13 protein-coding genes are annotated in these 12172 nt (G+C 62.4%); 11 read left to right on the forward strand and 2 right to left on the reverse strand.

Features of this window, described 5'->3' with window-relative positions; genetic code table 11:
• Nucleotides 1–23 precede the first annotated feature (23 nt).
• Nucleotides 24–659 carry a hypothetical protein gene (locus tag ACQY1L_RS02755; RefSeq protein WP_430242549.1) on the reverse strand — a complete coding sequence of 212 codons (636 nt, stop codon included), beginning with the start codon at nucleotides 657–659 and terminating at the stop codon, nucleotides 24–26.
• A 322-nt stretch (nucleotides 660–981) separates the two neighbouring features.
• On the opposite strand from ACQY1L_RS02755, the gene ACQY1L_RS02760 reads away from it, so the two are divergent.
• The 11 genes from ACQY1L_RS02760 (at nucleotide 982) to ACQY1L_RS02810 (ending at nucleotide 11710) form a co-directional block, all read left to right on the forward strand.
• Complete coding sequence (locus tag ACQY1L_RS02760; RefSeq protein WP_165699875.1) at nucleotides 982–1158, forward strand: hypothetical protein; 177 nt, start codon at nucleotides 982–984, stop codon at nucleotides 1156–1158.
• A 206-nt stretch (nucleotides 1159–1364) separates the two neighbouring features.
• Nucleotides 1365–2144, forward strand: coding sequence for a GntR family transcriptional regulator (locus tag ACQY1L_RS02765; RefSeq protein ID WP_430242552.1), 780 nt, complete (start codon nucleotides 1365–1367; stop codon nucleotides 2142–2144).
• Nucleotides 2145–3653: an ABC transporter substrate-binding protein gene (locus tag ACQY1L_RS02770; protein WP_430242555.1), complete on the forward strand. Its 1509-nt coding sequence runs from the start codon at nucleotides 2145–2147 to the stop codon at nucleotides 3651–3653. It begins immediately after the preceding gene.
• A gap of 67 nt (nucleotides 3654–3720) precedes the next feature.
• Nucleotides 3721–4647, forward strand: coding sequence for an ABC transporter permease (locus ACQY1L_RS02775; protein WP_062460129.1), 927 nt, complete (start codon nucleotides 3721–3723; stop codon nucleotides 4645–4647).
• The gene (locus ACQY1L_RS02780) at nucleotides 4647–5510 is read left to right on the forward strand and encodes an ABC transporter permease (RefSeq protein WP_430242558.1); all 864 of its coding nucleotides are present in this window, start codon (nucleotides 4647–4649) and stop codon (nucleotides 5508–5510) included. Before ACQY1L_RS02775 ends, ACQY1L_RS02780 begins: the two co-directional genes overlap by 1 nt.
• A gap of 9 nt (nucleotides 5511–5519) precedes the next feature.
• Nucleotides 5520–6308, forward strand: coding sequence for an SDR family NAD(P)-dependent oxidoreductase (locus tag ACQY1L_RS02785; RefSeq protein ID WP_430242561.1), 789 nt, complete (start codon nucleotides 5520–5522; stop codon nucleotides 6306–6308).
• 24 nt (nucleotides 6309–6332) lie between these two features.
• Nucleotides 6333–7256, forward strand: coding sequence for a polysaccharide deacetylase family protein (locus tag ACQY1L_RS02790; RefSeq protein ID WP_430242564.1), 924 nt, complete (start codon nucleotides 6333–6335; stop codon nucleotides 7254–7256).
• Nucleotides 7249–8793, forward strand: coding sequence for a gamma-glutamyltransferase family protein (locus ACQY1L_RS02795; RefSeq protein WP_430242567.1), 1545 nt, complete (start codon nucleotides 7249–7251; stop codon nucleotides 8791–8793). Before ACQY1L_RS02790 ends, ACQY1L_RS02795 begins: the two co-directional genes overlap by 8 nt.
• On the forward strand, nucleotides 8790–9764 hold the full coding sequence (locus ACQY1L_RS02800; RefSeq protein WP_430242569.1) for an ABC transporter ATP-binding protein: 975 nt from the start codon (nucleotides 8790–8792) through the stop codon (nucleotides 9762–9764). Before ACQY1L_RS02795 ends, ACQY1L_RS02800 begins: the two co-directional genes overlap by 4 nt.
• The gene (locus ACQY1L_RS02805) at nucleotides 9761–10753 is read left to right on the forward strand and encodes an ABC transporter ATP-binding protein (RefSeq protein ID WP_430242572.1); all 993 of its coding nucleotides are present in this window, start codon (nucleotides 9761–9763) and stop codon (nucleotides 10751–10753) included. The genes ACQY1L_RS02800 and ACQY1L_RS02805 overlap by 4 nt, the downstream gene beginning before the upstream one ends.
• A 159-nt stretch (nucleotides 10754–10912) precedes the next feature.
• Entirely contained in the window at nucleotides 10913–11710 is a 798-nt protein-coding gene (locus ACQY1L_RS02810; protein ID WP_430242575.1) for an alpha/beta hydrolase, read from the forward strand.
• 27 nt (nucleotides 11711–11737) lie between these two features.
• On the opposite strand, the gene ACQY1L_RS02815 is transcribed toward ACQY1L_RS02810, so the two are convergent.
• Entirely contained in the window at nucleotides 11738–12115 is a 378-nt protein-coding gene (locus ACQY1L_RS02815) for a GFA family protein (RefSeq protein ID WP_062457783.1), read from the reverse strand.
• Nucleotides 12116–12172: the final 57 nt, after the last annotated feature.

Consider the following 12172-nt stretch of genomic DNA (forward strand, 5'->3'; position numbering starts at 1 on the left):
CGGGGAGATCGAAGGCTGTGGGACTATCCGAGCAACCCGTCGCGCCCGAATTCTTCCCAGCCCGACAGGCCCGCGCCCTCGTTGTCATCAGCCGTTTTTCCAGCCGTCGATTGGCGTTTGGCGGCGGTCTTCAGCGATCGGGTCAGCTTCGTCTTGAGCGCGGCCCGCCGTCTGTTTTCCGCCGCCATCGCCTTGTCGTCCTCACGCCACTCGTCGACCGTGCCACCGTCGAGCAGCTCTTCGACGAGGCGGGGATCGAAGACATGGAAGGTGATCTTCTTCGCGCGTCCCGCCAGCCGCACGGTGCGAGTTCCGGCGCTGGGCAAGCGGCCATCGGTGAGCCAACGAAGTCGCTCGGTCGGGGAGATCGTCAGGATATCCTGGATTTCGCGCGGTATCACGGCGAGGCTTTCGATGCCGACGAGCGCTTGGCTGACAACGCCCGACACAAAACGGAATTCGGTCTTCGACGTCTCGGGCATCGCAAGCACAAGGCTGCCTCCATCGAGATCCAGCAACTTGCGCGACGCCATAGGCAGGCGCGCGCGGATCTCCAGCAGGATCCCCTTGGCGCGGACCGCCGAGCCGAGCGTTGCCTTGGGAGGCAGGGGCCACTGTTTGAACAGTTCCGGCGCCTCATTCGTCTTTTGTTTTGGCATCAGGGATAGATGGTCCGCGGGGCCTCTAGCGTCAATGCCGATTTCGGCTGTAGCACGCCGGATGAATGCCTGGTGCGAAATGACTCATCTGAGGTCCTGCCAGACGAGCAGTGCCTTCAACTTGTTAGGAACACATTCTCATGACATGGTCTGCGCATCGGCATTGCTGATGAGCGTCGGGCTATTCGATGTTCGCAACTGCCGCTTTCGCTTCCTACCTTTGACCACGGATGTACTGGCACCGGTGAATGAAGCGACGATGAGGAAGGTCGGTGCAATTTTGCCCGGCCTTTTTTCATTCTAAACATACCGAAAGACAATCATGAAAAAGACCGATGCGGCGCTGCTTCTCAAGAAGGCTGAGCGACAGATTGCAAATACCAGCGGCGGTGGTCATCTCGGTGGCACAAATCACGGCCAAGGCTATGATGCCAAGACGACCGGCGCGCACAGCCAGGGCCGCAAGGCGTCGCCCCGCGGCGGCTCCGCCAAGAAGTAAGCGGGCTACCACACTATTGATCAGACCCGTCGTTCACCACGGCGGGTTTTGTCGTTTTAGGGCTTGGGTATTCGGCGACCGCGCTTTTAAGCGCTGGTTTCAGCATTTTGGCACAATTACTTCGGTTTGCGTACCAGATTGGAAAATTATCGCTTTCCCAACGCAAACTGGGATGTCAGACTTTGCATCTGAGAGGGCAGATCGCAATGTTGGATACAGATGCATATGCATCTCCCGCGCCGCCGGAAGGCAAGGCGGGAGTGGCGGAACGGGCGTTGAGGAGCGCGATCGTCGGTTGCGTTCTGATGCCGGGAGAGCGTCTGTCGGAGACTTCGCTGACCACCGAATTCGCGCTCGGTCGCGGTGCCGTACGCGCCGCACTGGCGCGGCTGAAGGCGAGTGGGCTTGTATCCTCGACTGCCCGCAGCGGTTGGGAGGTCGCTCCGATTTCCGCGGCAGAGATCCGCGAACTGATAGCCGCACGCCGCCACCTTGATCCGATACTGTGCTCGGCTGCTCTCGACGACGCCGCTAGACGGCGGCTGACCACGCTGTCCCAGATGCATATGGCGCTGCTGCAGCGGCCGGATCTGGGAGGCGATGTGCTACCCACCATTCGTCGCTGCGAGCGGGACATGCTGGATCTCCTCGCCAACGCCCTCGGCATGCCTGTCGTCGCGGGTTTTCTTGCGGACCTCTGGGATCGCTCCAACAGGCTCGTGAACTTCTTCGAGCGGAGCGGGCGCGCTAAATTTCTGCCGACGAGGCTTTCGTCTTTCGCGGAGGCTCTCGTCGAGGGTCGCACCGCCGATGCAATCGCACATCTCGCGTCCGCCAACGCGGCGCTGGAAGCCTATCTGCTCGATCGCTTTCTCGAAACCGACGCGATGGTTGGCCGCAAGTCCGGCCGTCGCGCCGCGAACAAAGATAAACCGGGTCGCAATCAGCGACCTCAACCGCCCACTGGAAAAACAAGGACATTGTAGATGATGATAGTCAGTCGTTCGATGCGAGCCTCTCTGGCAGGCCTGCTTCTGGCCTGTTCGCCAATTGTCCTGTCCCAGGCAATGGCCAAGGATCAGCTGGTCGTTGATCTCGTCAACGAGCCTTCGTCGCTCGATCCGCACAAGCAGTGGAACCCGGACAGCTACTATGTCTACCGCAATATCTTCGACAACCTGGTTACCCGTGACGATGCCGGTGCCATCGCCCCGCAGATCGCCACCGAATGGAAATATTCTTCCGACAGCGAAATCGTCTTCACGATCCGCAGCGACGTCAAGTTCCACGACGGCACGCCGCTGACCGCCAAGGACGTCGCGTTCAGCGTCAACCGCATCATCGACAAGAAATTTGCCAGCCCGCAGCTCGGCCAGTTCAACAAGATCCTGTCGGCGGAAGCGACCGGCGAACACGAAGTGACGTTGAAGACGGATGGCGCCTATCCGGTGCTGCTCGCCCAGCTCGTCAAGCTGTCGATCGTGCCGCAGCACGTCGTCGAGGAAAAGGGCAATGACGGCTTCAATGCCGCGCCTGTTGGCTCCGGCCCCTACAAGTTCGCCGCATGGCAGCGTGGCGTTTCGGTTTCGCTTGCCCGCAACGACGACTACTGGGGCGAAAAGGGCGTGTTCCCGACCGCCGAATTCCGCGCCGTGCCGGATGCCGCCACGCGTATTGCCAATCTTGAAGCGGGCGCCAGCGACCTCGTCGTCGGCCTCGATGCGGATCTCTCCGAACAGCTCAAGAGCTCAGGTGCCGCCAAGCCGCTCTCGGTTCTGACCGAGCGTATCGGCTATGTGAAGCTCAACCCAAACCTTCCGCCATTCAACGACAAGCGCGTGCGTGAAGCGGTCGCCCGCTCCATCGACAAGCAGGGGATCGTCGATGGTCTTCTCGGTGGCGTCGACAAGCCGCTCGACCAGATGGCGACATCGGCGCATTTCGGTTACGTGGAAGGCCTGAAAGGCTACCCCTACGATCTGGACGAGGCCAAGCGCCTGATCAAGGAAGCGGGCGCGGCTGGCAAGTCGGTTGCCTTCGCGACGTCTCCGACATTCGACCAGCGCATCGTCCAGGCGGTGGCACAAATGATCAGCGATACCGGTCTGACCGTCAACATCGAGATGACGGACATGGCGACCTATCTCAAGAAGGCCCAGAGTGCGCCGGCAAGCCAGCCGTCGATCTCCTTCGGCCGCTGGTCCTGCGCCTGCCAGGATGTCGATGGCGTAGAGTTCTCGCTGCTGCATTCGTCCAGCGCGTGGGCTTCGATCGCCGACCCGAAGATCGACAAGCTCTTGGAAGATGCCCGCAACACGCTGGATGAGAAAAAACGTCTCGACGCCTACAAGACGGTGAGCACCTACGTCGTTGAGGAGGTGCCGATGGTGCCGATCTATCAGGCGGCGATCATCTACGGCGCAGCGAAAAACCTCGAATGGCAGCCGACGGCGAACGAAAGCCTGTTTCTCAACCGGATGAAGTGGACCGATTGATTTCGGTTCAGGGCCGGCCCCGGTTGCGGGGCCGTTTTGCCCGCAAGTCACGAAGTGGACTGCAATATTGCCGGCATTCTTCCTCAAGCGCGCTTTCCAGGCCCTCATCGCCATTATCGGCGTGATGACGCTGATCTTCTTTCTGCAGCGGCTTGCGGGGGATCCCGTGCTTCTGCTCGTGCCTGAAAATGCCACCAAGGCAGATATCGAGGCGCTGAGGGCGTCGCTCGGTTTCGATCGGCCTCTGTCGGTCCAGTATCTCGAATATATGGGCGCGCTCCTGACCTTTGATTTCGGCCGCTCCTATGTCCAGAACGTGCCGGTCTGGACGCTGATCGCCAGCCGTCTTCCCTATACGCTGATGCTGGCCGGCGGCGCGCTCGTCGTCGCCTTCGGTGTCGGCATCCCGCTTGGGGTGGCGATGGCCGTGCGCCGCGGCTCGGCGGACGCCAAAGCGATGATGGGCGTTGTTCTGGCGGGACAGTCGATGCCAACGTTCTGGAGCGCCATCCTGATGATCATGGTGTTTGCGGTGTGGCTCGGCTGGTTGCCGCCATCCGGCGCGCGCGACTGGCCGAGCATCATCATGCCGTCGATCGCACTCGGTCTTCTCTCCATGGCAACCTTCGCCCGTGTTTCGCGCACGGCGGTTCTCGACGAACTGGAAAAGGACTATGTCCGCACCGGCCACGCCAAGGGGTTGCCGATGATCCGCATCGTGATGCGCCATCTGCTGCGAAACGCCGCGATCCCGGTGGTGACAGTTGCAGCTCTCGAAATCGCCAATCTTCTGGCGGGTGCCGTGATCGTCGAGACGGTGTTTGCCTGGCCGGGGCTCGGCCAGTTGACCGTTCAGGCCATCAACGCGCGCGATTTCATGCTGGTTCAGGGCGTCGTGCTGCTCGGCGCCATCACGGCCATCGTTCTCAACCTCGTCGCCGATCTGCTCTACAGCATCATCGATCCGCGTATCCGCATCGAAGGGAGCGCCTGATGGCAGTGACCACTCCCGCACCGCGCGCGGTGTCCCGGTCACGGCGCATGCCGTGGACCGTGGTGCCCTTTGCCGCCATTCTGGTCGCTCTGCTTCTGATGGCGATCTTTGCGCCTCTCGTCGCGCCGCTCGATCCCAATGCCCAGAACCTTCTGGCGCGCTTGAAGGCGCCGGGCTTTCAAAGTCGCGGCCTCGTCTATTATCTCGGCTCGGACGAACTCGGCCGCGACGTTCTCAGCCGGACGATCTATGGCGCAAGGGTGTCGCTGCTGGTTGCCTTCGCATCGGTCATCCTTTCCGGCATCTTCGGAAGCGCGCTTGGCATGATCGCTGCCTTCTATCGCGGCTGGGTCGAAACCATCATCATGCGGCTGGTCGATATCGTCCTGTCCGTGCCTGCCATTCTTCTGGCGATCATCACGGTTGCGGTACTCGGTCCGAGCCTTTCCAACGTGGTCATCGTGCTGGCCCTGACGCGGTGGCCTCGCTATGCGCGCGTTGCCTACGGCCAGACGCTGTCGGTCGCGAACATGCCCTATGTCAGACTCTCGCGGTTCATGGGCGCCGGGTGGTTCAGGCTGCTGTGGCGCCACATCCTTCCCAATATCGCCGGCGGCCTGATCGTCGTCGCGACGCTTGAGTTCGGCCTGATGGTGCTGTTTGAGGCCGGACTTTCGTTCCTCGGCCTCGGCGTGCAGCCGCCAACCGCGAGCTGGGGCGCAATGCTTTCCACCGGCCGCAACTATGTCGGGTCCGCCTGGTGGATCGCGACATTTCCGGGACTGGCGCTGTTTCTGCTGGTTCTCTCGATCAACCTGATTGGCGATCATGCCCGCGACCGCCTCGATCCGCGTGGGCGATAGGAGTATTTCATGAATTTCGAAAATGAATTCAAGGCCAAGAAGGTCATCGTCACAGGTGCCTGCGGCATTATCGGCGGATGGATCGTCGATGCGTTTGCGCGCGAGGGGGCAGAGGTCTGCCTGACCGACCGCGATGCCGAGAAGCTCGAGGCGAAACTGGCGACGCTGCCCGGTACCGGTCATGTGGCGATCGCCGCCGACCTCACCGATACCGGCTCGATGACCGCATTTGCTGAACAGGTTTCGGGACGCTGGGGCGCGCCGGATATCCTCGTCAACAATGCCGGCATCTATCCGTCGGGGTTCCTGCTCGACATCTCGATCGATGACTGGGACGACATCATGGGCGTCAATCTGCGCGCGCCGTTCCTGTTGTCGCAGCTGTTTGCCAAGCAGATGATCAGCGCCGGCAAGCCGGGCTCGATCGTCAACATCTCGTCTGGTGCCGCGCGGAAAATGCGCACGACGGTGGTTCCCTACTGCACATCCAAGACCGCACTTGATCGCCTGACCAAGGGTTTTGCGCTGGAACTCGCTGAATACGGGATCCGCGTCAATGCGGTGGAGCCGGGGTTCATTTCCGGCAGCGATGTCAGCGCGCTGGCGCAGGATCATATCGACACGGTCACAGCCTCCATTCCGCTTGGCAGAACGTCGTCCGCGCAGGATGTCGCGTCGGCGGTTCTCTACGTCACGTCAGCGGGCGGCGCCTACATGACCGGCGCGACTGTCACCGTCGATGGCGGCAATTCGATCGGCTCCCAGGTCGTTTTCCAGGCAAAGAAGAAGGCGCTGTAACAAGCGCGTTCCAAGCGAGGTCGGATGTCAAATCCCCTGCAGATAAAGTCTCCCTGGCCCGCCTATGAGTGGCCGCAAAGCAAACAGTCGGCAGTGCTTCTGTCGGTCGACGTGGATGCGCATGTGCCGTTCATGTGGGCGAACAAGGACCATGTGCCGGACCGGATGGGCACGCTCGAAATCCGCCGCTTCGGTCCGCGCACGGGGATCTACCGGTTGCTCGACCTGTTCGCCCGCTATGAGGCAAAGGCCAGTTTCTACGTGCCGGCGCTGACGGCCGAGACCAATCCCGAGATGCTTGCCGCCATTCTCGAAGGCGGCCACGAGATCGGTCTGCACGGCTATTTCCACGAGATCGTCTCGGAAGTCTCCGACGACGAATTTACCGGCGCGCTCGAAGCCAGCATCGAACTGCTGACGCGGGAAACCGGGGTAAAGCCCGTCGGCTTCCGCTCTCCGGCCTGGGAAATGACGCCGCATATGCTGCGTGAGCTGCGTCGTGTGGGCCTCGCCTACGATTCCTCGCTCTCGGGCTTCGATCATCCCTACGAGATCGACGGTGTGGTCGAGATCCCGGTGCAATGGGCGCTCGACGATGCGATCTTCTTCAAGTTCGAAGGGGGAGGCCGCGACAAGTGGCCCTATCAATCCGGCCGCGCCGTGCTGGAGGACTGGATCGCGGAATGGCAGGCGCTTCACCGCTTCGGCGGGTTGTTTACGCTGACGGTGCATGACTGGATTTCCGGTCGCGCCCAGCGCATCGCTCTTCTCGAAGAGTTGCTCGATACGATCACGGCCGAAAAGGCAACCTGGATCGCGACGGCCGCCGAGATCGCTCACCACCACGCCACATCCGGCAATGCCGGCCGCTTTGCCGTTGATGGCAAGGCTCCCGAGGCGATCGGAACCCGCAGGTTCGGACAGGATATTGGACATAGCCATGGGTGAACACTGGAACGTCCAGAAGGGCGAGCGGCGCAGTGCAGGCGGGCTCGTCGCTTGCCAGAACTGGATGGCAGCGGAAAGCGGCGCCGATGTGCTGTCGCGCGGCGGCAATGCCATGGATGCGGCGGTCACGACCGCACTGACGCTCAGCGTCGTCGAGCCCTGGCTTTCAGGTGTCGGCGGTGGCGGGTTCCTGCTGCGGGCCGACGGGCAAGACGGCCGGGTCGATACGCTCGATTTCAACGTCCGCTCGTCACGCAACATCGATCCTGCCGATTATCCTGTCGTGGCGGGCCGCGACGGAGACTGGTTCGACTGGCCGCAGGTGCGCGAAGATCGCAACCTGATCGGCTATAGCTCCATCTGCCTTCCCGGTGCCATCGCCGGCCTTTCGGAAGCGCTGGAACGGTTCGGCACGATCAGCTTTGCCGAGGCGCTGCAGCCGGCGATCGACCATGCCCGTCGGGGCCTTGCGCTCGACTGGTTCACTGTGCTCTGTCTTGCCATCGATACGGAAGGTCTCGCACGCTTCCCGGCATCGTCGCAGCTGTTTCTGAAGGATGGCCGTGCACCGCGCGTGCAGGAAATCGGACCGGGCAGCACGATCCCGATGCCGCGCAAGGCGGCCATGCTGGAACGACTTGCAAAGGCCGGTGCGCGCGATTTCTATGAGGGCGAAACCGCAGCATCGATCGTCAGCGATCTCAACGCCGGTGGATCGCCGATCGACCTCGCCGAAATGCGCGACTACCAGCCGCGCTGGTCCGACCCGCTAAAGGTCGATTACCGCGGCATGACGATCAATGCGATGCCGGGTCTTTCCGGCGGTCCGACGCTTGTCGAGGCACTGTCCGAGCTTGACGGGACGCTGCCGAAGGACGGCCCGCTTTCCGGCGGGACGGCGCTTGCGTTTGGCCGCGCCATTCGTCGCGCCTCGGAGCATCGCTTGCGCACGCTCGGCCACGGCAGCAGCGGAGAAAGCTGCACCACGCATATCAGCGTTGTCGACCGCGACGGCACGATGGTCTCGCTCACCAATACGCTTCTGTCGCGCTTCGGCTCGAAAGTGGTTCTGCCGTCTAGCGATCTCCTGATGAACAACGGCATGATGTGGTTCGATCCACGCCCGGGCCAGCCTAATTCGATCGCCGCGAATGCCAGGCCGCTTGCCAATATGTGCCCGATCATCGCAACAAAGGGCGGGCGGCCGAAGCTGGCGCTCGGGGCTGCTGGCGGACGCCAGATCATGCCGGCGGTGGCGCAGATCCTCTCCTATGTCGCGGCCTTCGGCATGTCGCTGGAAGAGGCGATGCATGCGCCGCGGATCGATGCGAGCGGCGTCACGCTGCGGGTCAACGACAAGGCGAAACCCGATGTCGCATCACGGCTCGGCGAGGAGTTTCCGGTCGAGATCATCGCCGATACGCTCTACCCGGTGAATTTCTCCATTCCGTCAGCGGTTCTTCGCGACGGCGCAGAGAATATCGGGATGGCGCATCCGAACCATCCGCTTGCGGCCGTCGGGGCGGAGCGCACATGACAGAGCCTGTGCTTGTGGTTGATGATCTCAGGGTTTCGATCGGCGCGCAGCCGGTGGTCGATGGCGTCAGTTTCCACGTCGACCAGGGCGAGATCCTGTCCGTCGTCGGCGAGTCCGGTTGCGGAAAGTCGATGACGGCGTTTTCCGTGATGGGCCTGCTGCCAAAGGTCGCCCGGGTCGATGGCGGCCGCGTCCTGTTCGGTGGAGAAAACCTGCTGACCGTGCCGGAAGCCAAGCGCCGGCAGCTGCGCGGCAATGATCTTGCGATGATCTTCCAGGAGCCGGTCGCGTCGCTCAACCCGCTGATGAAGATCGGCCGGCAGATCGAGGAAAGCCTCGTCGTGCATCGCGGGCTCGACGGCAAGGCCGCCCATCGTGCCGCGACCGCCATGCTGGAAGAGGTGGGTATTCCGGAGCCTGAAATCCGCTCCGGCCAATACCCGTTCGAGCTTTCGGGCGGCATGTGCCAGCGGGCGATGATTGCCATGGCGCTGATCTGCAAACCGAAACTTTTGATCGCCGACGAACCGACGACGGCGCTCGACGTCACCATTCAGGCGCAGATCCTCGACCTGATGAAAAGGCTGCGCGACGAGACCGGAACCGCCATCCTTTTGATCACCCACGATATGGGCGTGGTTGCCGATATGGCGGACCGGGTTGCGGTGATGTATGCCGGGCGGATCATCGAGGAGGCGCCGGTCGATACGATTTTCGCGCGTCAGGAACACCCCTATACGCGGCTGCTGCTATCGACCATCCCGCGGCTGGACGGTAAGCCGAAGGCGCTGCTGCCGACGATCGAGGGGCTTGTGCCCGACATCGGCCAGTGGCCGGTCGGCTGCCGCTTCAGCCCGCGCTGTCCGCTGGCCGACCAGCACTGTCTCGACGAAATCCCGCCGCTTGCGCCTCGCCGTGACGAGGGCAGTGCCGCATGCTGGCATTCGGAACGGGTGGGAGAAATGCTATGACTGAACCGCTTCTGTCGCTGTCCGGCCTCAAGGTGCATTTTCCCATCCGCGGCGGCCTGCTCGGACGTCCGACCGGGTTCGTCAAGGCCGTCGACGGCATCGATCTCGACATCGTCCATGGCGAAAGCGTCGCTCTTGTGGGCGAGTCGGGCTGCGGGAAATCCACGCTCGGCGCGGCCATTCTGGGCATGACCAAACCGTCGGCGGGCAGCCTCCTGTTCGAGGGCAAGCCGATCGTTCATGGCGAGACCGCGTCTCGGCGCGCCCTGTCCCGCGAGGTACAGATCGTTTTCCAGGATCCGGTTTCCGCTCTCAATCCGAAAATGTCGATCGGCGAGAGCATCGGCGAGCCGCTGGCCATCCACGGTGTCGGTAACGCCGCCGAGCGGGCCGAGCGCGTCGCCGAGCTTCTGGCCCTCGTCGGACTGCATCCACAGCATGCGGAGCGCAAGCCGAACGCGTTTTCGGGCGGGCAGCGACAGCGGATCGTGATCGCGAGGGCCTTGGCGCTCAACCCCAAACTGCTGATCCTCGATGAGCCTGTGTCCGCCCTCGATGTTTCGATCCGCTCGCAGATCCTCAACCTGCTTCTCGATCTGCAGCGGCGGTTCGGTCTGTCCTACCTGTTCATCAGCCACGACCTTTCCGTCGTCCGGCATTTTGCCGACAGGGTTGCGGTCATGTATCTCGGGCATCTCATCGAAACGGGCCGGACGGACGATGTGTTTGCGCGCCCGGTACATCCCTATACGGAAGCCCTTTTGTCGGCAGTGCCGCTTCCAGATCCGGTGGCGCAGCGAAAGCGGCAGAGGATCGTGCTGAAGGGCGATCTTCCCAGCCCCGCCAACCCGCCCAAGGGTTGCAAGTTCGTGACCCGCTGTCCTCTGGCTGTCGATATCTGCCATGTGACGCACCCGCCGCTGGTCTCGACCGGGCCGGGCAGGGAGGCCGCCTGTCATGTCCGCGCCGGATCCGTCGCCACGGTCTGACCGCATGGCGTTGTTTCGGCGCGGCCGATGGTGCCAACTGTCCCAAAGTCGATCGGGTCACTACACGAAAGTGTAATCGCCGACGGGCAATCGTTGCCGCGGGTTTCCGGAACGATTTGGGATGGCTGTGGTTTCGGGTGGGATCAATCAGGAATACCCATGCCGCGCCTGAACTTCGCCGTCCCGTTCACATCTGCTTCCATCTTCTTGATGACGCTTCTGTCCAGCCCGGCTCATGCCGTGGATGCCTCGGGAACGCGCGCTGACCTGCGCGCGCCAAAACCGGTTGCAGGGCCGATCGAGGCGGGCGTCCCTCTTGTCGATCAGGCGAAAGGAGAAGTTGCCATCAAAACCTCTCAAACGAAACCGCGTCGTCTGGTGATTTCCCTGCACGGCATCAGAGGCTCCGGTTCGGTCATGGCGGCCATCGGCAATTCCTGGCAGTCAATCCTGATGGACACGCGGTTCGTCGCGCCGGATGCGCCGTTTGCGCATCGATCCGGCGGTCGTCAGTGGTTTGCGGTCGACGATCAGGTGCTGCGGCCGGATCGTATCGAAGGTGCCAGAAAGGCTTTCGACAGCCTGATGGCCGACATCGTCGAACGCGAAGGTTTCAAAAGTGATCTGGAAAGTGTCGCCTTTGTCGGGGTGTCTCAGGGTGCAATCATGGCGCTGGATGCCGTGTCCTCCGGGCGCTGGAAGGTCGGCGCAGTCGTCAGTATCGCCGGCCTGTTGCCGCTGCCGCCCAAGGCCTCGGCCTCGAAGATACCGGTTCTTCTGATGCATGGCGAGGCGGATCAGACGATCCCGTCCGTGGCATCCGTTGCCGCCGCCGGCCAGCTGCGGGGCGCGGGTTACGACGTTACTTTGAAACTCTATCCCCAGGTCGGGCACACGATCTCGTCCGAAGAGGCGAGGCAAGCCGTGCTTTTTCTGCGCGACCGGTTTGATCGCTAGCAACAAGCACGGGGCACCGTTCGGGTGCTAAGGTCGGTCCTCGTCAAACTGCTCCGCGTCCGGCAGCGCGGCAAGCCATGGCTCCCGTCGTTTGATCCAGAGTTCGTAGGTCGGCACTATACCCGAAGGCGCGTCGCGCAGGCTTCCGAGCTTGACCTCGGCTTCGTGCTCGTCGCAGGCGAAAAGCCTTGAACCGCACGACGGACAGAAGCGCCGTCCCCCTTGTTCGGCCGTCGTTCCTTCACTCAAGAAAGCATGAGCAGGCCAGATGCCGAAATAGGTGAAAGCCGATCCGCTCTCCTGACGGCAGTCGGTACAGTGACAGAGCCCAACCCGCGTGGGTTCGCCCGCCACACTGAATGTCACCTTGCCGCAGAGGCAACCACCCATTCGCACGACCGTCATGACGACCTCCTCCGGAATGCGCTTCGTCTTTGTCCGGAACATCATCGTCCGGTGCTG

This window comes from Neorhizobium sp. DAR64862/K0K3, assembly GCF_050500185.1.
Taxonomy (GTDB): domain Bacteria; phylum Pseudomonadota; class Alphaproteobacteria; order Rhizobiales; family Rhizobiaceae; genus Neorhizobium; species Neorhizobium soli.